Source organism: Streptococcus oralis, assembly GCF_021497945.1.
In the GTDB taxonomy this organism is placed as follows: Bacteria; Bacillota; Bacilli; order Lactobacillales; family Streptococcaceae; genus Streptococcus; species Streptococcus oralis_BR.
The window spans coordinates 1,508,586-1,529,014 of sequence record NZ_CP046524.1 but is presented as its reverse complement, the minus strand read 5'-3'; the positions used below and the strand labels follow the sequence as shown (position 1 = coordinate 1,529,014).

The 20,429-nt window shown below is 42.6% G+C and carries 21 protein-coding genes; 19 read left to right on the top strand and 2 right to left on the bottom strand.

From position 1 onward, the window contains the following. The first annotated feature begins 34 nt into the window (after positions 1-34). A complete protein-coding gene (locus GOM47_RS07735) occupies positions 35-721 on the top strand; it encodes a TIGR02206 family membrane protein (protein WP_235080421.1) in 687 nt (228 codons plus the stop codon). Positions 722-866: 145 nt separating this feature from the next. Then, entirely contained in the window at positions 867-2,411 is a 1,545-nt protein-coding gene (locus tag GOM47_RS07730; RefSeq protein ID WP_235080420.1) for a peptide chain release factor 3, read from the top strand. 324 nt (positions 2,412-2,735) lie between these two features. Here the strand turns inward: GOM47_RS07730 and GOM47_RS07725 are convergent, their stop codons facing one another. Further along, the gene (locus GOM47_RS07725; RefSeq protein ID WP_125440863.1) at positions 2,736-3,689 is read right to left on the bottom strand and encodes an aromatic acid exporter family protein; all 954 of its coding nucleotides are present in this window, start codon (positions 3,687-3,689) and stop codon (positions 2,736-2,738) included. Between the two features lie 49 nt (positions 3,690-3,738). Further along, a complete protein-coding gene (sstT, locus tag GOM47_RS07720) occupies positions 3,739-4,950 on the bottom strand; it encodes a serine/threonine transporter SstT (RefSeq protein ID WP_235080419.1) in 1,212 nt (403 codons plus the stop codon). A gap of 149 nt (positions 4,951-5,099) precedes the next feature. On the opposite strand from sstT, the gene GOM47_RS07715 reads away from it, so the two are divergent. From GOM47_RS07715 to GOM47_RS07635, 17 genes are all read left to right on the top strand, one after another. Then, positions 5,100-5,660, top strand: a complete 561-nt coding sequence (locus GOM47_RS07715) for a mechanosensitive ion channel family protein (RefSeq protein WP_235080418.1) — start codon at positions 5,100-5,102, stop codon at positions 5,658-5,660. A gap of 57 nt (positions 5,661-5,717) precedes the next feature. After that, positions 5,718-6,626, top strand: a complete 909-nt coding sequence (locus tag GOM47_RS07710) for a magnesium transporter CorA family protein (RefSeq protein WP_235080417.1) — start codon at positions 5,718-5,720, stop codon at positions 6,624-6,626. A 17-nt stretch (positions 6,627-6,643) separates the two neighbouring features. Continuing rightward, positions 6,644-7,171 carry a YqeG family HAD IIIA-type phosphatase gene (locus GOM47_RS07705; RefSeq protein WP_000963744.1) on the top strand — a complete coding sequence of 176 codons (528 nt, stop codon included), beginning with the start codon at positions 6,644-6,646 and terminating at the stop codon, positions 7,169-7,171. A 2-nt stretch (positions 7,172-7,173) separates the two neighbouring features. Next, complete coding sequence (gene yqeH / locus GOM47_RS07700) at positions 7,174-8,280, top strand: ribosome biogenesis GTPase YqeH (RefSeq protein WP_235080416.1); 1,107 nt, start codon at positions 7,174-7,176, stop codon at positions 8,278-8,280. A 213-nt stretch (positions 8,281-8,493) separates the two neighbouring features. Continuing rightward, positions 8,494-8,805, top strand: coding sequence for a ribosome assembly RNA-binding protein YhbY (yhbY, locus tag GOM47_RS07695; RefSeq protein WP_049519347.1), 312 nt, complete (start codon positions 8,494-8,496; stop codon positions 8,803-8,805). A 51-nt stretch (positions 8,806-8,856) separates the two neighbouring features. Continuing rightward, entirely contained in the window at positions 8,857-9,486 is a 630-nt protein-coding gene (locus tag GOM47_RS07690) for a nicotinate-nucleotide adenylyltransferase (protein WP_000963714.1), read from the top strand. Further along, positions 9,486-10,079 (top strand): bis(5'-nucleosyl)-tetraphosphatase (symmetrical) YqeK, encoded by a 594-nt coding sequence (gene yqeK / locus GOM47_RS07685; protein WP_000331220.1) that lies wholly within the window; start codon positions 9,486-9,488, stop codon positions 10,077-10,079. The genes GOM47_RS07690 and yqeK overlap by 1 nt, the downstream gene beginning before the upstream one ends. Beyond that, a complete protein-coding gene (gene rsfS, locus GOM47_RS07680; protein WP_049479124.1) occupies positions 10,080-10,433 on the top strand; it encodes a ribosome silencing factor in 354 nt (117 codons plus the stop codon). A 321-nt stretch (positions 10,434-10,754) separates the two neighbouring features. Beyond that, positions 10,755-11,495 carry a class I SAM-dependent DNA methyltransferase gene (locus tag GOM47_RS07675; protein ID WP_282185391.1) on the top strand — a complete coding sequence of 247 codons (741 nt, stop codon included), beginning with the start codon at positions 10,755-10,757 and terminating at the stop codon, positions 11,493-11,495. Between the two features lie 9 nt (positions 11,496-11,504). Next, complete coding sequence (locus GOM47_RS07670) at positions 11,505-12,602, top strand: nucleotidyltransferase (RefSeq protein WP_235080415.1); 1,098 nt, start codon at positions 11,505-11,507, stop codon at positions 12,600-12,602. Positions 12,603-12,733: 131 nt separating this feature from the next. Beyond that, on the top strand, positions 12,734-12,988 hold the full coding sequence (locus GOM47_RS07665) for a type II toxin-antitoxin system Phd/YefM family antitoxin (protein WP_193432073.1): 255 nt from the start codon (positions 12,734-12,736) through the stop codon (positions 12,986-12,988). Positions 12,989-12,991: 3 nt separating this feature from the next. Then, a complete protein-coding gene (locus GOM47_RS07660; RefSeq protein WP_070535801.1) occupies positions 12,992-13,246 on the top strand; it encodes a Txe/YoeB family addiction module toxin in 255 nt (84 codons plus the stop codon). A 201-nt stretch (positions 13,247-13,447) separates the two neighbouring features. Then, positions 13,448-15,115: a P-loop NTPase fold protein gene (locus tag GOM47_RS07655; protein ID WP_235080414.1), complete on the top strand. Its 1,668-nt coding sequence runs from the start codon at positions 13,448-13,450 to the stop codon at positions 15,113-15,115. 126 nt (positions 15,116-15,241) lie between these two features. Next, positions 15,242-16,855 (top strand): ribonuclease Y, encoded by a 1,614-nt coding sequence (locus tag GOM47_RS07650; RefSeq protein WP_235080413.1) that lies wholly within the window; start codon positions 15,242-15,244, stop codon positions 16,853-16,855. A gap of 134 nt (positions 16,856-16,989) precedes the next feature. Further along, entirely contained in the window at positions 16,990-17,616 is a 627-nt protein-coding gene (gene gmk, locus GOM47_RS07645) for a guanylate kinase (protein WP_000775041.1), read from the top strand. A gap of 24 nt (positions 17,617-17,640) precedes the next feature. After that, a complete protein-coding gene (rpoZ, locus tag GOM47_RS07640) occupies positions 17,641-17,955 on the top strand; it encodes a DNA-directed RNA polymerase subunit omega (protein ID WP_002874282.1) in 315 nt (104 codons plus the stop codon). Between the two features lie 65 nt (positions 17,956-18,020). Then, positions 18,021-20,417: a primosomal protein N' gene (locus GOM47_RS07635; protein ID WP_235080412.1), complete on the top strand. Its 2,397-nt coding sequence runs from the start codon at positions 18,021-18,023 to the stop codon at positions 20,415-20,417. The last annotated feature ends 12 nt before the right edge of the window (positions 20,418-20,429 follow it).

The window sequence follows — 20,429 nt, the reverse complement described above, 5'->3', positions numbered from 1 at the left end:
AGAAAAAAGAAAAAATAAGAGTTAGGATAGAAACATGTTCCATCAATTTATCACCAGAACTCAGACAGACCCTCCTCCCATTTCACTTTTTTGGTATGGGGTTATGATGCTTGTCTTAGTGCTTTGTATTTATGGGGCACTTGCTTATCACAAGAATCCACGTTTTGTCTACTTGTTTAAGGGGATTCAGATCCTCCAGTTACTAGCTCTTTATAGTTGGTATGTTGGTTTTGGGATTCCGTTTTCTAATAGTCTCCCTTTTTATCATTGCCGTTTGGCTATGTTTGCGGTGGTTTTCTTGCCCGATAAATGGCAGAGCAAGCAGTATTTTGCTCTTTTAGGGGCTAGTGGAGCGGTCTTTGCCTTGGTTTACCCCGTTTTTGACCCCTATGACTTTCCCCATATCACCAGTTTTTCATTTTTGATTGGGCACTATGCCCTTTTGGTGAATTCCTTGGTCTACTTGATGAATCACTATGACAAGAGTTTGCTCAAGAAATATATGATCGTAGTCTATACTTTCGTTCTCAATCTCTTTCTAGTTGGGGTTAATCAGGTGACTGGTGGAAATTATGGCCTCTTAAGGGATACACCATTTATCTCGAATGCTCCTCTATGGATAAGGTACCTCCTTGTGTCGGTTATTCTTTCTCTAGCTTTGCTTCTCTTTGATATCTTGTTCAAAAAACGGTGGAAAAAGAGAAAGGATGTCAAAGTCTAGCCTCGTTTTTGGTCTGATGGATGATTGAAAAAATCCCCCAAATTCGATATAATGGAGAGTTGAAAGGATTGGAATATTCCGATGTAAAAATTCAAAAATAAATACTAGCATTCACTATTATCCAAAAAGAAAAGAAAGAGAACTTATGACTATTCAAGAAGAAATCAAGAAACGCCGTACCTTTGCCATTATTTCCCACCCGGACGCGGGTAAAACGACTATTACAGAGCAATTGCTCTATTTCGGGGGAGAGATTCGTGAGGCTGGTACTGTAAAAGGGAAGAAAACAGGAACTTTTGCTAAGTCTGACTGGATGGATATCGAGAAACAACGTGGGATTTCGGTCACTTCATCTGTCATGCAGTTTGACTATGATGGGAAACGTGTCAATATCCTAGACACACCAGGGCACGAGGACTTTTCAGAAGATACCTATCGGACCTTGATGGCAGTGGATGCTGCGGTCATGGTCGTGGACTCTGCAAAAGGTATCGAGGCTCAAACCAAGAAATTGTTTGAGGTTGTGAAACACCGTGGTATTCCCGTCTTTACCTTTATGAACAAGCTGGACCGTGACGGTCGTGAGCCTTTGGATCTTTTGCAAGAATTGGAAGAAGTCCTTGGTATTGCGAGTTATCCAATGAACTGGCCAATCGGGATGGGGAAAGCCTTCGAAGGCTTGTATGACCTCTATAATCAACGTTTAGAACTTTATAAAGGGGATGAACGCTTTGCAAGCCTAGAAGACGGGGACAAGCTCTTTGCCAGCAACCCCTTCTACGAACAAGTGAAAGAGGATATCGAACTCCTGAATGAAGCAGGGAATGAGTTTTCAGAGGAAGCCATTCTTGCTGGAGAATTGACGCCTGTCTTCTTCGGTTCAGCCCTGACTAACTTTGGGGTGCAGACCTTCCTTGAAACTTTCCTCAAGTTTGCTCCAGAACCTCATGGACACAAGAAAACAGACGGGGAAATTGTGGATCCTTACGACAAGGATTTCTCAGGATTCGTCTTTAAAATCCAAGCCAACATGGACCCTCGTCACCGTGACCGTATTGCATTTGTGCGTATCGTATCGGGTGAATTTGAGCGTGGGATGAGTGTCAATTTGCCTCGTACCGGTAAGACTGCCAAGCTTTCTAATGTCACCCAGTTTATGGCGGAAAGTCGTGAGAATGTGACCAACGCCGTAGCAGGAGATATCATCGGGGTTTACGATACCGGTACTTATCAGGTTGGAGACACTTTGACGGTTGGAAAAAACAAGTTTGAATTTGAACCACTGCCAACCTTTACTCCAGAGATTTTCATGAAGGTTTCGCCTAAAAACGTCATGAAGCAAAAATCCTTCCACAAGGGAATGGAGCAGTTGGTACAAGAAGGAGCCATCCAGCTTTATAAGAATTACCAAACAGGTGAGTATATGCTAGGCGCTGTGGGACAACTCCAGTTTGAAGTCTTTAAACACCGCATGGAAGGTGAGTACAACGCTGAAGTTGTCATGACTCCGATGGGTAAAAAGACCGTTCGTTGGATCAAGCCTGAGGACTTGGATGAACGGATGTCCTCAAGCCGCAATATCTTGGCCAAGGACCGTTTCAACCAACCAGTCTTCCTCTTTGAAAATGACTTTGCCCTCCGCTGGTTTGCGGACAAGTATCCGGATGTTGAGTTGGAAGAGAAGATGTGATTCAGTAAGTCTACTTGATTGCATAGCAATCTAAGTAGACTACGGCAAGTCCTATTTGACTTACCTAACTGCCTCACTAACTAAGTTTTACAAATGAAATCGATTTGTAAAACTCAGTGTCGTAGTTCAGGAAATTTATTTGTTTGTGTAACAATCTAAGTAACTAACGCCAAGTTTCTATGGAACTTGGCTAGGCGCTTCACTAGGAAAAATCCACGAATAATATCGATTCGTGGATTTTTTCATATAGTAAAGGTAATTGAAGTCAAAGGTAAATTAAAAACCCCAGAGAAATCATGGTACGTGAATTCTTCTGAGGTTTTTCTAGTTTCCATATTTCTGATAAAAATCGACCTTAACCTGGATAAAGGTTTCGGCTTCGCGTAGTAGCTGCAGGAGGGTGGCACGGGTTTCAAACTCCTCACGTGTTTTAGGGAGACTCCGATTGCGGAAGACTTGCAGATAGCGTTCGATGTCATCAAGTAGGTCATGAGCAGGATTGGTCTGACTTAGCTGGGCAGCAATCTTAGAAAAGAGCTGGGCCAAAATCAAACTCTCACTGGCGGCCAGGTGACAGGTATTAATCTGCTGGGCCATATTTCGCAGGATGCGACTTTGTCGCTGTCTCATCTCAAAGTAGTGGATGTGGTAGTCTGTCTGGTGAAAGAGGTGGTCCGAGTGATCCAGGTAGACCAGTTTGAGAGCTTCATCGAGGAGGTTGTCTAATTGGTCAACGAGTTGGGCTTGATTGCGTCCGTCTCCTCTTGATAGATAGTATTTAAAGCGAAGCAGGATGTCTTTTAACTTTTCTTCGACCTGAAGGTGGTAGCTTTGGATGGCTTTCTCACGAGAGGGCATATAAAGGTTGACCAATAGAGCAAAGCTTGTCCCGATGAGAAAGAGGAGTACTTCATTAAGCAAGAGCTCTGGGGAAGTAGACTCCTGTACCAAGAGATGACTGACCAAGACACTGCTAGGGGTGATGCCGATTTCCCAACCCATTTTATAGGCTAAAGGGACATAGAGAGCTAGATAGAGGCCCAGACTCCAGATGTGAAAGCCCGTCAGCTGAAAGGCTAGAACACCGATAGCGAGCGCTAGGAGCATGGAAAAGAGGCGGTTACGTGCTAATTTCAGCGTGCTTCTGCGCGTGTCGGAGAGGCTTAAGAGAGCGATAATTCCAGCTGAAACTGCTGATGACAAATCTAAAAAATAAGCGAGAAAACAAGCGAGACAAGTCGCTAAGATCAGTTTTGTCGTACGTTGAGTGAGGGACATGAAAATTTCCTAAACTAATAGAGTCAAGTGTTTAACGAGGAGTCAGAGACTAGGGGCGAAGTTTTCGGTTTGTAGCATACTCGGCAACCGCTGTAAAGAGGACATCTGTTGAAGAGTTCAGGGCTGTTTCGCAGGAGTCTTGCACGACTCCAATCACAAAACCGACTCCGACAACCTGCATAGCCAAGTCGTTGGAAATCCCAAAGAGGCTACAAGCGACAGGAATGAGGAGAAGGGATCCCCCAGCAATCCCGGAAGCTCCGCAGGCAGAAATGGCAGCCACTATACTGAGTACAAATGCTGTCCCAAAGTCTACCGAGATTCCGAGTGTGTTGACGGCAGCTAGGGTCAGGATGTTAATGGTAACAGCAGCGCCAGCCATGTTGATGGTCGAACCAAGCGGGATGGAGACAGAGTAGGTGTCAGGATTCAGTCCCAAGTCTTGACAGAGTTTCATATTGACAGGGATATTGGCAGCAGAGCTACGAGTGAAAAAGGCTGTAATACCACTGACACGTAGACATTTCAAAACAAGGGGATAGGGATTTTTTCTCATAAAGAGAAAGGCAATGAGGGGATTGATGACAAGGGCCACAAAAGCCATAGTTGCAATCAAGAGTCCTAGCAAAATTCCGTAGTTAGCAAGGCTGGTAATTCCTTTATCAGAGATGATCTTGAAGACCAAGCCCATAATTCCGAAAGGTGCCAAATTGATAATCCACTCCACAATCTTGGAAGTTACTCCAGCCATGGTTTTGAGCAATTCCTTGCTGTTTTTGCTAGCTTCTCTCATAGCAAGTCCAAAGACAACAGCCCATGATAGAATTCCAATATAGTTGGCTTTGACGACGGCGTTGAGGGGATTGTCCACGAGATTCAGCAGGAGGTTGCTGAGAACTTGACCGATGCCGTCTGGTGGGGCAATCTCTGTGCTCGCACTGCTGAGAGTAATCTGGACTGGGAAGAGAAAACTAGCCAGTACAGCAATCAAGGCAGCTGCAAAGGTACCGAGTAGATAGAGAAAAATAACGGTCTTCATATTGGTATCTTGCCCTTTTTGATGTTGTGAGAGGGCATTTGCGACGAGGGTGAAGACCAAGATAGGAGCGATGGCTTTCAGTCCGCCTACAAAGAGGTCTCCAAGCAGGCCAATTTCTGTAAAGTTTGGGAAGAGTATCCCTAATATCGCTCCCAAGATCATTCCAATAAGGATTCGTTTGATGAGGCTTGCCTTGGTCCAGGCTCTAATGATTCGTTTCATAGCAGTCTCCTTCAAATGTATTGTTTATAATTATAGTATAAATATGCTATAGAGGCAAGTGATATTTTGAAAACAGGAACGATAATTGAATAATTATGAAAGAAAAGAGAAGGACGATTTTATGGTATAATAGGGAAAAGGAGTTTTATATGCAAGATTTTTTTCAACGCTATTTTGATAGACTTGACTTAACAACCATGTTAGAGAATCTCTTGACCAAGGTGATTTCTCTTTTGATTTTGTTTCTGCTATTTTATATAGCTAAAAAGATGCTTCATGCGACTGTACGAAAGATTGTCAAGCCCTCGCTTAAATTTTCAAATCGGGATGCAGGTAGACAAAAGACTATCTCACGTTTGCTTGAGAATATCTTTAACTACACACTTTATTTCTTTTTGATTTACTGTATCTTGTCTATTTTGGGCTTGCCAGTTTCTAGCCTCCTTGCTGGGGCAGGAATTGCTGGGGTTGCCATTGGGATGGGTGCACAAGGTTTTCTGTCCGATGTCATCAATGGCTTCTTCATTCTTTTTGAACGCCAGCTTGATGTGGGTGATGAAGTGGTTCTCACAAATGGACCGATTACCGTTTCTGGAAAGGTCGTTAGCGTAGGGATCCGTACAACGCAACTGCGAGGTGACGATCAAGCCCTTCACTTTGTTCCCAATCGTAATATCACCGTCGTCAGCAATCTATCTCGTACTGAATAGGCCGGCTATTTTAGCAGATTTGTGGTACAATAGAAGGAGTTTGGTAAAGGAGAGAGTATGCTATTTGTAGAGAAAAAATTAGGTCACGATTGTACATGGATAGACCTTGATGTGGACAAGATTAAAAACATGGAAGACCTTTCGGATGTCTATGGATTGGACAAGGAAACCATCGAGTATGCTCTAGATAGAAATGAACGAGCCCACATGGATTATAACCGTGAAACGGGGACGGTAACCTTCATTTATAATGTTCTTGATTTAGAAAAAGACAAAGAATATTATGAAGCGATTCCGATGACCTTTATCGTTGAAAAACAACGATTAATCACTATCAGCAATCACAAGAATACTTATGTGATTAAACGCATGGCGACCTACCTTGAAAGCCATGAAATTATTTCAATCTACAAATTTCTTTTTGCCAGTTTAGAGATTATTAGCAATGCTTACTATCCAGTGATTGAAGAGATGGATAAAAGTAAGGATGAAATCAGTGCACTTCTTCGTCAAAAAACAACTAAAAAGAATCTTTTTGCCCTCTCTGACTTGGAAACTGGTATGGTTTACCTGACAGCTGCTGCTAAACAAAATCGTCTCCTCTTGGAACACATTCAAGGGCATGCTCTTTATCGCAATCTTAATGAGGTAGAAAGAGAGCAGTTTGACGATGCTATGATTGAAGCCCATCAGTTGGTTTCAATGACAGACTTAATATCTCAAGTCTTGCAACAACTCTCAGCCTCTTACAACAACATCCTAAATAATAATCTGAATGATAATTTGACAACTTTGACAATTATCTCAGTCTTGCTAGCTATCCTTGCGGTTATTACAGGATTCTTCGGAATGAATGTTCCTTTACCGTTTGCAGATGAACCAAATGCTTGGATTTATATTTTATTAGCTAGTCTAATTTTATGGGCAGTCTTAGCCCAATGTTTAAAGAAAATTGCTAGAAATTAAAAAGAAAAGGAGCCAGAATGGCAATTGAAAACTATATGCCAGATTTTGCTGTGGAAGCAGTTTATGATCTGACAGTCCCAAGCCTGCAGGCGCAGGGGATCAAGGCTGTTTTGGTCGATCTGGATAATACCCTCATTGCTTGGAACAACCCTGATGGAACGCCAGAGATGAAGCAATGGCTACATGATCTCCGTGACGCGGGCATTCGCATCATCGTGGTCTCAAATAACACCAAAAAACGGGTCCAACGCGCAGTTGAGAAATTTGGGATTGATTACGTTTATTGGGCCTTGAAGCCTTTCACTTTTGGGATTGATCGTGCCATGAAGGAATTTCACTACGAGAAAAATGAAGTGGTCATGGTCGGCGACCAACTCATGACGGATATTCGCGCAGCCCATCGTGCGGGTATTCGCTCAATCTTGGTCAAACCCTTGGTCCAACATGACTCGATCAAAACGCAGATTAACCGGGCTCGTGAGCGCCGTGTCATGCGAAAAATCACAGAAAAGTACGGACCAATTACATATAAAAAAGGAATTTAACTATGGAAGAAATTCTCTGTATTGGTTGTGGAGCAACCATTCAGACGACAGACAAGACTGGTCTTGGTTTTACTCCCCAGTCGGCACTTGAAAAAGGTTTGGAGACTGGCGAGGTCTATTGCCAACGCTGTTTCCGTCTCCGTCATTACAATGAAATCACGGATGTCCAGTTGACGGACGATGATTTCCTCAAGCTCTTGCACGAGGTGGGAGACAGTGATGCCTTGGTGGTTAATATCATTGATATCTTTGACTTTAATGGCTCTGTTATCCCAGGATTGCCACGTTTCGTATCGGGTAACGATGTCCTCTTGGTTGGAAATAAAAAGGATATTCTACCTAAGTCCGTAAAGGCTGGGAAGATTAGCCAGTGGCTCATGGAGCGTGCCCACGAAGAAGGGCTTCGTCCTGTTGATGTCGTCCTGACTTCAGCCCAAAACAAGCATGCCATCAAGGAAGTCATTGATAAGATTGAACACTACCGCAAGGGCCGTGATGTCTACGTAGTTGGGGTGACCAACGTTGGAAAGTCAACCCTTATCAACGCTATTATCCAAGAAATTACGGGTGACCAAGATGTCATCACGACTTCACGCTTTCCAGGGACAACCTTGGACAAGATTGAGATTCCGCTTGACGACGGATCTTATATTTACGATACACCAGGGATTATCCACCGCCACCAGATGGCCCACTACTTGACGGCTAAAAACCTCAAGTATGTCAGCCCTAAAAAGGAAATCAAGCCTAAAACCTATCAGCTAAACCCTGAGCAAACTCTATTTTTAGGTGGTTTGGGACGATTTGACTTCATTTCAGGAGAAAAACAAGGCTTCACAGCTTTCTTTGACAATGAACTCAACCTCCATCGTACCAAGCTTGAAGGAGCTAGTGCTTTCTACGACAAGCACCTGGGAACTCTCCTCACACCACCAAATAGTAAGGAAAAAGAAGATTTTCCAAAATTGGTCCAGCATGTCTTTACCATCAAGGATAAGACTGACCTAGTCATTTCAGGACTAGGCTGGATCCGTGTAACGGGCACCGCCAAAGTCGCCGTCTGGGGACCAGAAGGCGTCGCAGTTGTCACACGAAAAGCCATTATTTAAATACAGAAAGGAAAGGGTTGTCTTTATAAAGGCGAGCATGGCGAGTCCATAACGTATACTTTTCTCCGTGGTGTCAGTTGGTACAAGTGATTGTACCAACTGCGGAAAATTTGAGACCTTAGGCTCAAATTTTAGTCATGAAAGTCCGAAGGACTTTGCTGACGTCCGTAACCACTTCAGAAAAGTATAAAAAGAAACTCTTTTAAAGAAATTATGTCATTAACATCAAAACAACGTGCCTTCCTCAACAGCCAGGCACATACCCTCAAACCCATCATCCAAATCGGGAAAAATGGACTCAACGACCAAATCAAAACCAGCGTCCGTCAAGCCCTTGACGCCCGCGAATTGATTAAAGTTACGCTCTTGCAAAACACAGATGAAAACATCCACGAAGTAGCTGAAATCTTGGAAGAAGAAATCGGTGTGGATACGGTCCAAAAAATCGGACGCATCTTGATTTTGTATAAACAATCCAGCAAGAAAGAAAATCGCAAGATTTCCAAAAAAGTCAGAGAAATCTAAACACCTACTCCAAACAACTGTTTTTACAGAGAATTAAAGGAAGACGAGCCTATGGCAATCGAATTATTGACTCCCTTTACCAAGGTAGAGTTGGAGCCAGAAATCAAGGAGAAAAAACGCAAACAAGTCGGGATTTTAGGGGGGAATTTTAACCCTGTTCACAATGCCCATCTTGTTGTGGCGGACCAAGTACGACAACAGTTAGGACTGGACCAGGTCCTGCTTATGCCCGAATACCAACCACCTCATGTGGATAAAAAGGAAACCATCCCCGAGCACCATCGGCTCAAGATGCTTGAATTGGCGATTGAGGGGATTGAAGGCTTAGCCATTGAAACTATTGAGCTGGAGCGCAAGGGCATTTCTTACACCTACGACACTATGAAGATTTTGACAGAGCAACATCCAGATACGGATTATTACTTCATTATCGGGGCTGATATGGTGGACTATCTGCCTAAATGGTACCGAATTGATGAGCTGGTCGACATGGTTCAGTTTGTTGGAGTTCAGCGCCCACGCTACAAGGCAGGGACTTCCTATCCAGTTATCTGGGTGGATGTGCCTCTCATGGACATCTCGTCCAGCATGGTGCGTGATTTCCTTGCCCAAGGTCGGAAACCTAACTTTCTCCTACCTCAGCCAGTGTTAGACTACATCGAGAAGGAGGGGCTCTACTGATGGCCTACCAAGACTATATCAACTGCTCCCGAGAGGCTTTGTTGGAAAAAATGGCAGAGCTTCTACCTGAAAAACGGTTAACCCATTGTTTGGGGGTGGAGCGTGCAGCCATAGAGTTAGCGGAGAGATTTGGAGTCGATACCGAGAAAGCGGGTCTAGCAGGCCTTCTTCATGATTATGCTAAAAAGCTGTCAGATCAGGAATTTCTAGACTTGATTGACCGTTACCGGCTAGATCCTGACCTCAAAAATTGGGGTAATAATGTCTGGCATGGCATGGTTGGCATCTACAAGATTCAGGAAGATTTGGATTTGCATGATCCAGAAATCCTGCGAGCTATTGAAATCCATACAGTCGGAGCTGGTCAGATGACCGATCTAGACAAAGTCATCTACGTCGCAGATTATATCGAGCACAATCGTGCCTTTCCTGGAGTGGACGAGGCACGTGAGATTGCTGTGCTATCGCTCAATAAGGCAGTGGCCTACGAAACAGCTCGTACCGTGGAGCATCTAGCTCATCAGGGATTCCCCATCTATCCCCAAACCCTGGAAACCTATAACGCCTTTGTGCACTATTTGAAAGAGGACTAAATGAACGAAAAAGAATTACTAGAACTAGTCGTGAAAGCGGCTGATGAAAAACGTGCGGAGGATATCCTTGCACTTGATGTACAGAATTTGACCAGCGTGACAGACTACTTTGTTATCACTAGCTCGATGAATAGCCGTCAGTTGGACGCTATCGCTGACAATATCCGTGAAAAAGTGGCTCAAGCAGGCTTTAAAGGCAGTCATGTCGAAGGTGATGCAGCTGGAGGCTGGGTTTTGCTGGACCTCGGCGGTGTCGTTGTGCACATCTTCTCAGAAGAAATGCGTGCCCACTATAACTTAGAGAAGCTATGGCATGAGGCAGAGTCTGTAGATATTTCAGAAGCCTTGGCCTAGTAGATGAACTCAGTTGTAGTCAACTGGGTTTTATTTGCTTATTTTAGAAAAAATGGATAGAAAGGTGAGGGCGTCGTGTTTTGTTCATCTCGAAACTGAACACGAGCTAAAAGCTGCTAGAAAAAGAGTAACTTCCTTTGTATCTGATGATACAGCAGAAAGTTTCCTATTTTCTCCTTGCTTTTAACGCTCTTTGTATCTTAGAAAGGATTTGAACCCGTCCTGTAATTCTCGGAAAATAGATAGCCTTCCTTGGAGCTCGGCTCCATCGTCAAGCTCCTAATTTTCATTCCGATTACGGGCGGACTTGGTATCATGATTATGGCAACTTATGAAACCTTTGCGGCTGTTTACGATGCTGTGATGGATGATAGTTTATATGATAAATGGACGGATTTTTCTCTGCGTCATTTGCCTAAGACCAAGGAGAGAAAGAAACTCTTGGAATTGGCTTGTGGGACAGGTATCCAGTCTGTCCGCTTTTCTCAGGCTGGCTTTGATGTGACAGGACTTGACTTGAGCGCGGATATGTTGAAGATTGCGGAGAAGAGAGCTACTTTAGCCAAGCAAAAGATTGATTTTATTGAAGGCAATATGCTGGATTTGTCCAAGGCAGGTCAATATGATTTTGTCACGTGTTACTCTGACTCTATCTGCTACATGCAGGATGAGGTCGAGGTAGGAGACGTTTTTAAGGAAGTGTATAATGTCCTCAACGAAGACGGAGTATTCATCTTTGACGTGCATTCGACCTACCAGACGGATGAGGTTTTTCCAGGCTATTCCTACCATGAAAATGCGGAAGATTTTGCCATGCTTTGGGACACCTATGAGGACGAAGCTCCTCACTCCATCGTGCATGAGTTGACCTTCTTTGTCAAGGAGGCTGACGGTTCCTTTAGTCGCCACGATGAAGTGCATGAGGAGCGGACTTATGAGGTTTTGACCTATGATATTTTGCTGGAACAGGCTGGTTTCAAGTCTTTCAAACTCTATGCGGACTTTGAGGACAAGGAGCCGACAGAAACCAGCACCCGTTGGTTTTTTGTCGCGCAGAAGTAGGAGAACATTATGACCATCACAGGTATTATCGCGGAGTTTAATCCTTTTCATAATGGGCATAAATACCTGCTGGAGCAGGCGGAGGGACTGAAAATCGTTGCCATGTCTGGAAATTTCATGCAACGAGGAGAGCCGGCTATCGTGGACAAGTGGACACGGACCCAGATGGCGCTGGAAAATGGCGCAGACTTGGTCGTGGAATTGCCCTTTTTAGTCAGTGTTCAGGCAGCTGATTTCTTCGGTCAAGGAGCTGTGGATATCTTGGCTCGCTTGGGCATTGATAGCCTCGCTTTTGGGACGGAGGAAGTTCTGGATTACCAAAAAATATCTGACCTATACACCGAGCAAGGTGCTGACATGCAGAAATTTGTAGATAATCTGCCTGATTCCCTCTCTTATCCCCAGAAAACCCAAGCCATGTGGAAGGAATTTGCTGGTCTTGATTTTTCAGGCAATACCCCTAATCATGTTCTAGCTTTGGCCTATGCCAAGGCGGTTGCGGGACGTAGAATCAAACTCCATCCGATTCAGCGTCAGGGGGCTGGTTATCATTCTGTGGACAAGGATGTGGACTTTGCCTCGGCAACAGCCCTCCGTCAGCATCAATCAGACCAAGATTTCTTAGAATGCTTTATGCCTTCTCTTGCCCTCTTTGAGCAGGCCAGTAAGGTAAGCTGGGATGACTATTTTCCATTTCTCCGCTATCAAATTTTGTCAAATCCAGACCTAACGACCATCTATCAGGTCAATCAAGAAATGGCGGTGCGCATCAAGGAAGCTATCAAAACAGCCCAGTCTGTGGAAGAATTGGTCGAGGCGGTTGCGACCAAGCGTTATACCAAGGCGCGTGTCAGACGCCTCTTGACCTATATTTTGGTGCAGGCCAGAGAAAGCGACTTGCCAGAAGCCATCCATGTCCTTGGCTTTACCGAAAAAGGCAGACAACATCTCAAGTCTCTGAAAGAGCAGGTCCATCTAGTCAGCCGAATTGGGAAAGAACCTTGGGATGCTATGACTCAAAAGGCAGACCAGATTTACCAACTAGGACACCCAAGCATCGTAGAGCAGAATTTCGGAAGAGCGCCGATTAGAATAGAAACAAACTAAGTCTACTGAAAAGTAGGCTTTTTGAGATTTTTTCGAATAAATAGATAGAAAAGAAAAATCTTGTACAAGTTCCTGACAATTTCTTTCTTTTTGTGTATAATAGTGGAAAAGAGGTAAAACGAGGTATGGTTATGGAAGCAGTTCTTTATTCAACATTCCGAAATCATTTAAAAGACTACATGAAAAAGGTAAACGATGAATTTGAGCCTTTAACGGTGGTCAATAAAAATCCAGATGAGGATATCGTAGTCCTTTCAAAGAGCGAGTGGGACAGTATTCAGGAAACCCTGAGAATCGTTCAGAACAAGGAGCTTTCTGACAAGGTCTTGCGAGGAATGGCTCAAGTTCGTGCTGGAAGCACTCAGGTACATATGATTGAGGAGTGAGGAATGCTGCTCAAGTTTACAGAAGATGCCTGGGCGGATTATTGCTATTGGCAAAACCAAGATAAGAAGACATTAAAAAGAATCAATAAATTAATCAAGGATATTCAACGCGATCCTTTTGTAGGAATGGGGAAACCAGAACCGCTCAAGTATGATTATCAAGGAGCTTGGTCACGACGCATTGATGCAGAAAATCGCTTGATTTATATGATGGATGGAGATAGCATCGCTTTCTTGTCCTTCAAAGATCACTACTAAGTCTACTGAAAGGTAGGCTTTTTATTTTAGAAATTTTAGATAGTCAATTGAAGATAAAGTTTTTGGAAAATGATAGATTTCCTAAGTTAAGAAATCAGTGAAAAATAATTAGTATAATAATTAGATTCTTGTCCCTTGAATCCGCTTTATAACTCTTATTTTGTGGTATAATCATGATAATATAGATTAAAAGGGGTATATATGAAAAATATAATGACGAGGATTCTTAATTTTTTTCTGAATTTCAAACCATTGAAATATTTATTGAAAAGGCCATCATGGAGTAGTAATGTTAGAATTGTTGAGTGGTACAAAATATTTATAGCCAGTATATGGGTACTATATCTTGCACTTGAGATTGAACAATTTAAACGCTTTGCTTTACCTATTTATAAATTTGTATCTAATTATAATTTTTTAAAAGATATTATTTCAATTTTGTATGTGAATCGTGTAATAATATTGTTAGCACTGACTATACCAACAATACTATTCTGGTTTTTAGACATAATTTTAAAAAAAGTTAATTATAAGAAACTAGACCCAGAGTTATTTCCAGAATATGACTTGGATGACCATCCTTTTCAAACTCATCTGGTGGAGTTTTTAAATAGTCCTGATTCTATTCATAATGTCTTCTGGTTGGATGGTTCTTGGGGAAGTGGGAAGACATTTTTTATAAAGACGTTTTTTGAAAATCAAATTTACAAGAAGAAAGAAATCTACTATATTTCCTGCTTTGGGATAAAAACAAGAGAGCAAGCCGAGAAAATATTGATCAATGAAATAGAAAAACAATCCATACTTGGAAATTTGGACTTTATTCCACTTGTTGGAGGAGTTTTTAAATGGTTCTTTAAAACAGTTGGAACGGATTTGATGAAGCGAGATTCTATCATTATTTTTGATGATTTTGAACGGGTTTCGTATGCAGAAACATCAGATAACCCTTCAGATTATAATGATTTATTGGGTTATATTGACTATCTTTCTGAGAATAAAAGATTTAAAATTATTGTAATTTTAAATAGTGAGGAAATAAAATCAACAAAGAAAAATCTAATTGATAATAAATTTAAGCTAAATCAATATCAAATGGTATCTACAGAAGTGGTCATAAATAACATTTTGGAAAAAAGTAAGTTGAAGAATGATTACCTCGGGCTTATTCTATCATTCATTTTTAAAATTTATTATGTAGATATAGATGAAAGAGTTGTACAAGATAAAAATAATAATTCAGGAATAAAAAAACCAAGTTTAAGAGAGTTCCAGAAGTCATTAGAAGAACTTTCAAATATAACTGATAATAAGAAGAAAGCAGACTACATTATCAATTGGATGAATGGTTGGGAAGAAACTGATAGTATTCTAGTATTCTTTTTTGAATGTTATATGTATCTTAATGGGATAGATAAGTATGACAAGTTATTTGAGTTTGACGGATATTTTCATTTTGAAATGTTAGCAAAGATTGTAGATTTTAATATTGAGGATCTAATAGCAATTTCATATGGTTTTTCGAACGTAGATGGAAAATTATGTAATAAGAAAAAGGCCTATCTTTCTCAACTTTTATCGTGTTTATGGAAGATAGGGCTAAGAAATTTATTTTTATCAAAAAAAACTAAGAAGGTATTTTATAGTAACTATAATCATTCTAGTTATGAAATAGAGGAGCGTCTAGTTGAAATATACTATGATGTTTTAGACAAGAATATAAAAGATGATTATCGAATTAATAACATAGAGAGATTAGAAGATCCAGAATATCAGAACTTTATAAAAAAATATCTACCTTTGGAATCAAAAGGGCAAATTACAATTAATCAAATTCCAATAGATAAATTAGTATTAAGTGATAGCTGAACTAGAAATCTTCTCTTCTAAAATTCACAAAAAACTCTTCAATTTGGGTTTGTGAAAATTGTTTTTTTATGATAGAATATTAAAGAATGTATGTCATTCGATAAACAAATTTAATGAGGTAAAAACATGGAAATCATGACACTTGCGATTGCTGTTTTTGCCGTCATCATTGGTTTAGTCATTGGATATGTCAGCATCTCAGCTAAGATGAAATCATCTCAAGAGGCTGCAGAGTTGATGCTTCTAAATGCTGAACAAGAAGCAACTAATTTACGAGGACAAGCTGAGCGCGAAGCGGATTTATTGCTAAATGAAGCCAAGAGCGAAAGCAAGTCTCTTAAAAAAGAAGCACTATTGGAGGCCAAAGAGGAAGCCAGAAAATACCGTGAAGAAGTGGACGCTGAATTTAAGTCAGAACGTCAGGAGCTCAAGCAAATTGAAAGTCGTTTGACGGAGAGAGCTGCGAGCCTTGACCGCAAAGACGACAATTTGACGAACAAAGAAAAAACACTTGAACAAAAAGAACAAAGTATTTCTGATAGAGCAAAAAACCTTGATGCACGTGAAGAGCAATTAGAGGAAGTCGAAAGACAAAAAGAAGCTGAACTTGAACGTATCAGTTCCCTTTCCCAAACTGAGGCTCGAGATATTATCTTGGCTCAAACAGAGGAAAACTTGACCAAGGAAATTGCTAGTCGCATTCGTGAGGCTGAGCAAGAGGTGAAGGAACGTTCAGACAAGATTGCCAAAGATATCTTGGTTCAGGCTATGCAGCGTATCGCTGGTGACTATGTAGCAGAGTCAACAAACTCGACAGTTCACCTACCAGATGATACCATGAAGGGGCGCATTATCGGTCGTGAAGGTCGCAATATTCGTACCTTTGAAAGTTTGACAGGGGTAGATGTCATCATCGACGACACGCCAGAAGTGGTAACCTTGTCAGGATTTGATCCGATTCGACGTGAGATTGCTCGTATGACTATGGAAATGTTGCTCAAGGATGGCCGCATCCACCCAGCTCGTATCGAGGAGTTGGTGGAGAAAAACCGTCAAGAGATTGACAATAAGATCCGTGAATACGGTGAGGCTGCTGCCTATGAGATTGGTGCGCCAAACCTTCATCCAGACTTGATGAAGATTGTGGGACGCTTGCAGTTCCGTACTTCTTATGGACAAAATGTCTTGCGTCATTCGATTGAAGTCGCTAAGTTGTCTGGTATCATCGCCAGTGAACTTGGTGAAAATGCAGCTCTTGCCCGTCGTGCTGGGTTCCTTCATGACATCGGGAAAGCTATTGATCGCGAGGTTGAAGGTAGCCACGTTGAGATTGGTACGGAGTTGGCTCGTAAGTACAAGGAACACCCAGTTGTAGTGAATACTATTGCTAGCCACCACGGTGATGTCGAAGCCGAAAGCGTCATTGCGGTGATCGTTGCTGCAGCAGATGCCTTGAGTGCAGCGCGTCCAGGTGCTCGTAGTGAATCTCTTGAAAGCTACATCAAGCGTCTCCATGATTTGGAAGAAATCGCAAATGGCTTTGAAGGAGTGCAAAATAGCTTTGCTCTTCAAGCAGGACGTGAAATCCGTATCATGGTTAATCCAGGACAAATCAAAGACGACAAAGTCACAATCTTGGCTCACAAAGTTCGTGAGAAAATTGAAAACAATCTCGATTACCCAGGAAATATCAAGGTAACCGTGATCCGCGAACTTCGTGCAGTAGATTATGCTAAATAAATAAGAAAGAGCAGTTGAAATATTACTGCTTTTTTGTTACACTAGATAGAAAGACTGTAGAAGGATAACTGACGCTATCATCAGTATCCGAGAGAAATTTTACTTTATTTCACAGACTAACTAAAGGAGACATAATGGCAGACCGAGGCTTGCTAATCGTTTTTTCTGGTCCTTCAGGAGTTGGGAAAGGAACGGTTAGAAGAGAGATTTTTGAGAGTTCTGAGAATCAATTTCAATACTCTGTATCGATGACGACGCGTGCGCAACGTCCTGGTGAAGTGGACGGAGTGGACTATTTCTTCCGTACTCGTGAAGAGTTTGAAGAGCTAATCCGTCAAGGTCAGATGTTGGAATATGCAGAATATGTCGGTAACTACTATGGAACTCCTCTGACCTATGTCAACGAAACCCTAGATAAGGGAATCGATGTCTTTCTTGAGATTGAAGTCCAAGGAGCTCTTCAGGTTAAGAAAAAGGTTCCAGATGCTGTTTTTATCTTTTTAACGCCACCAGATTTGGATGAATTGCAAGATCGTTTGGTAGGTCGTGGAACAGATAGCGCTGAAGTGATTGCCCAACGAATCGAAAAAGCCAAGGAAGAAATTGCCCTCATGCGTGAGTATGATTATGCCATTGTCAACGATCAGGTGCCCCTCGCTGCTGAACGTGTCAAGCGTGTGATCGAAGCAGAACACTTCCGTGTGGACCGTGTTATTGGTCACTACCAGGAGATGTTACCAAAATCTCCAACTACTCGATAAACTATAGGAAACAGGTACAAGCAAATGATGTTAAAACCCTCTATTGATACCTTACTTGACAAGGTACCATCAAAATATTCACTCGTAATCTTGGAAGCAAAGCGTGCCCACGAACTAGAAGCAGGCGCGCCAGCAACTCAAGAGTTTAAGTCTGAAAAATCAACTCTTCGTGCTTTGGAAGAAATCGAGTCAGGAAATGTAACCATTCACCCAGATCCAGAAGGAAAACGTGAAGCGGTTCGTCTCCGTATCGAAGAAGAAAAACGCCGCAAAGAAGAAGAAGAAAAGAAAATCAAAGAGCAAATCGCTAAAGAAAAAGAAGATGGTGAAAAAATTTAAGGTTGGGGGGACTCAATCTTATTTTTTCTATTGCAAGAATTTGCTAACAAGAAGGAGGTGAGAAGATGGCTATCGCAAAGATTATCGTGGATGTTCCCCTGATGCAGACGGACCAGCCCTACAGCTACAAGGTCCCTGAGGAATTTGTAGAGATGCTGGAAGCCGGTATGCGGGTCCATGTCCCCTTCGGCAAGGGCAATCGTTTGATCCAAGGAATTGTGTTGGGCTTGGAGTCCCAGTCGGATGAAGAAGTGGCAAATCAGGACTTGAAAGAGATTGCAGAAGTGCTGGACTTTTCTCCAGTCTTGACTCAGGAGCAACTCTGGCTAGCTGAGGAGCTACGCAAGTCCGTCTTTTCTTACAAAATCTCCATTCTAAAAGCCATGTTACCAGGATTTTTAAACTCCAGTTATGATAAAATTCTCTATCCTCTAGAAGGCCTAAGTCAGGCAGACAAAGAGCGCTTGTTTGGTTCAGAAGATTCGCTAGCCTTTTCTTCTCTAGATTTGGCCAAGCAGGCAGAAATGATGCGCTTGACCAGAAAAGGTCTGCTCCGCTTAGAGTACCAGGCTGTCGATCAGAAGAAGGTCAAGACCCAGTCTTGGTATGAGGTTGATGCTACTCGACTAGAGCAGATTGAGATTTCTGCGCGTGCTAAGAAAAAGGCAGAGCTGAGAGACTATTTGCTATCTCATCCTGGAAGTGCTCCTCTGGCTAGCTTGTTAGAATCCTACTCACGCGAGCAAGTCAACTTTTTTGTGGAGCAAGGAGCTCTAACCCTAGTACAAAAGGAAGTGCAACGTTCAGCTGCTTATTTCGAAGGCATTGAAGTAAGTAGACCTTTGGAGCTGAACCCAGAGCAAAGACAAGCTCGCGATGCTGTTATCAGTGCTATTGGCAGTCAACAGCCTCCTTTCCTCCTTCAAGGGATTACAGGAAGTGGGAAAACAGAGGTTTACTTACAGATTATACAAGGGGCCTTGGATAATGGTAAGACGGCCATTTTGCTGGTACCTGAGATTTCTCTGACGCCACAAGTGACGGAGCGTTTCATTGCTCGTTTCGGCGAGAAAGTAGCTATTCTTCACTCAGGCCTGTCTAATGGTGAAAAGTACGATGAATGGCGCAAGGTCGAGCGTGGAGATGCTCAAGTTGTGGTTGGAGCCAGATCGGCCATCTTTGCACCTATAAAAAATCTAGGTGTTATCATTATCGATGAAGAGCATGAAGCCAGCTACAAGCAAGACAGCAATCCACGTTACCATGCTAGAGAGGTCGCCATTTTACGGGCCCAGTACAATCAAGCGGCTCTGGTCCTTGGTTCGGCGACACCGAGCTTAGAAAGCCGTGCGAGGGCTGGAAAAGGTGTCTATCACCACTTACATCTAACCCAACGGGCCAATCCTTTAGCCACTATTCCTGAGGTTCAAGTGATTGACTTTCGGGACTATATCGGGCAGAATGAGACATCAAACTTTACGCCCCCTTTGCTAGAGGCCATTCAAGATCGCCTAGATAAAAAAGAGCAGGTAGTCCTCATGCTCAATCGTCGGGGTTATTCTAGCTTTGTTATGTGTAGGGATTGTGGGACGGTGGATACTTGTCCCAACTGTGACATTTCTCTCACCCTGCATATGGATACCAAGACTATGAACTGCCATTACTGTGGCTTTTCTAAGGGAATTCCTCATGCCTGTCCCAACTGTCAGAGTCGCAGTATTCGTTACTACGGGACGGGGACTCAGAAAGCCTATGATGAGCTAGCAGAGCTCTTTCCTCAGGCACGCATTCTGCGGATGGATGTGGATACGACCCGTAAGAAAGGCAGTCACCAAGCTCTTCTTGACCAGTTTGGCCGAGGGGAAGCAGATATCTTGTTGGGAACTCAGATGATTGCCAAGGGCTTGGATTTTCCAAATGTGACCTTGGTCGGAGTGCTCAATGCGGATACGGCCTTGAATCTGCCTGATTTCCGTTCTTCTGAGAGAACCTTCCAACTCTTGACCCAGGTGGCTGGTCGTGCAGGTCGAGCGGAAAAGGCTGGGCAGGTCTTGATCCAGTCTTACAATCCAGAACACTATGCCATTCGTTTTGCAAAAGATCAGGATTACGAAGGTTTTTATGCCTATGAAATGAGTATTAGGCGCCAACTCGGCTATCCGCCTTATTATTTCACTATTGGGATTACCCTCTCTCACAAGAAAGAAGAAGAGGTTGTCAAACGTGCCTATGAAGTTATGGGAATTTTGCGATCAGGTTTATCGGAAACTAGTAAAATCCTTGGACCGACACCAAAACCCATTGCCCGTACCCACAACCTTTATCATTACCAGATTTTGATTAAATACCGTTTAGAAGATGAGCTGGGTCCAACCCTCAATCAGGTCTTGGCCTTGACTCAAGAACGTGAAAATAGCGAGCTTCGTCTCAGCATTGACCACGAACCGCAGCAGTTTTTATAAGAAGGAGAAGAA

Bases quoted from the DNA above. Each gene is read 5' to 3' on its own strand.
- GOM47_RS07735 (WP_235080421.1), top strand. From the start codon at position 35: ATGTTCCATCAATTTATCACCAGAACTCAGACAGACCCTCCTCCCATT.
- GOM47_RS07730 (WP_235080420.1), top strand. From the start codon at position 867: ATGACTATTCAAGAAGAAATCAAGAAACGCCGTACCTTTGCCATTATT.
- GOM47_RS07725 (WP_125440863.1), bottom strand. From the start codon at position 3,689: ATGTCCCTCACTCAACGTACGACAAAACTGATCTTAGCGACTTGTCTC.
- sstT (WP_235080419.1), bottom strand. From the start codon at position 4,950: ATGAAACGAATCATTAGAGCCTGGACCAAGGCAAGCCTCATCAAACGA.
- GOM47_RS07715 (WP_235080418.1), top strand. From the start codon at position 5,100: ATGCAAGATTTTTTTCAACGCTATTTTGATAGACTTGACTTAACAACC.
- GOM47_RS07710 (WP_235080417.1), top strand. From the start codon at position 5,718: ATGCTATTTGTAGAGAAAAAATTAGGTCACGATTGTACATGGATAGAC.
- GOM47_RS07705 (WP_000963744.1), top strand. From the start codon at position 6,644: ATGGCAATTGAAAACTATATGCCAGATTTTGCTGTGGAAGCAGTTTAT.
- yqeH (WP_235080416.1), top strand. From the start codon at position 7,174: ATGGAAGAAATTCTCTGTATTGGTTGTGGAGCAACCATTCAGACGACA.
- yhbY (WP_049519347.1), top strand. From the start codon at position 8,494: ATGTCATTAACATCAAAACAACGTGCCTTCCTCAACAGCCAGGCACAT.
- GOM47_RS07690 (WP_000963714.1), top strand. From the start codon at position 8,857: ATGGCAATCGAATTATTGACTCCCTTTACCAAGGTAGAGTTGGAGCCA.
- yqeK (WP_000331220.1), top strand. From the start codon at position 9,486: ATGGCCTACCAAGACTATATCAACTGCTCCCGAGAGGCTTTGTTGGAA.
- rsfS (WP_049479124.1), top strand. From the start codon at position 10,080: ATGAACGAAAAAGAATTACTAGAACTAGTCGTGAAAGCGGCTGATGAA.
- GOM47_RS07675 (WP_282185391.1), top strand. From the start codon at position 10,755: ATGGCAACTTATGAAACCTTTGCGGCTGTTTACGATGCTGTGATGGAT.
- GOM47_RS07670 (WP_235080415.1), top strand. From the start codon at position 11,505: ATGACCATCACAGGTATTATCGCGGAGTTTAATCCTTTTCATAATGGG.
- GOM47_RS07665 (WP_193432073.1), top strand. From the start codon at position 12,734: ATGGAAGCAGTTCTTTATTCAACATTCCGAAATCATTTAAAAGACTAC.
- GOM47_RS07660 (WP_070535801.1), top strand. From the start codon at position 12,992: ATGCTGCTCAAGTTTACAGAAGATGCCTGGGCGGATTATTGCTATTGG.
- GOM47_RS07655 (WP_235080414.1), top strand. From the start codon at position 13,448: ATGAAAAATATAATGACGAGGATTCTTAATTTTTTTCTGAATTTCAAA.
- GOM47_RS07650 (WP_235080413.1), top strand. From the start codon at position 15,242: ATGGAAATCATGACACTTGCGATTGCTGTTTTTGCCGTCATCATTGGT.
- gmk (WP_000775041.1), top strand. From the start codon at position 16,990: ATGGCAGACCGAGGCTTGCTAATCGTTTTTTCTGGTCCTTCAGGAGTT.
- rpoZ (WP_002874282.1), top strand. From the start codon at position 17,641: ATGATGTTAAAACCCTCTATTGATACCTTACTTGACAAGGTACCATCA.
- GOM47_RS07635 (WP_235080412.1), top strand. From the start codon at position 18,021: ATGGCTATCGCAAAGATTATCGTGGATGTTCCCCTGATGCAGACGGAC.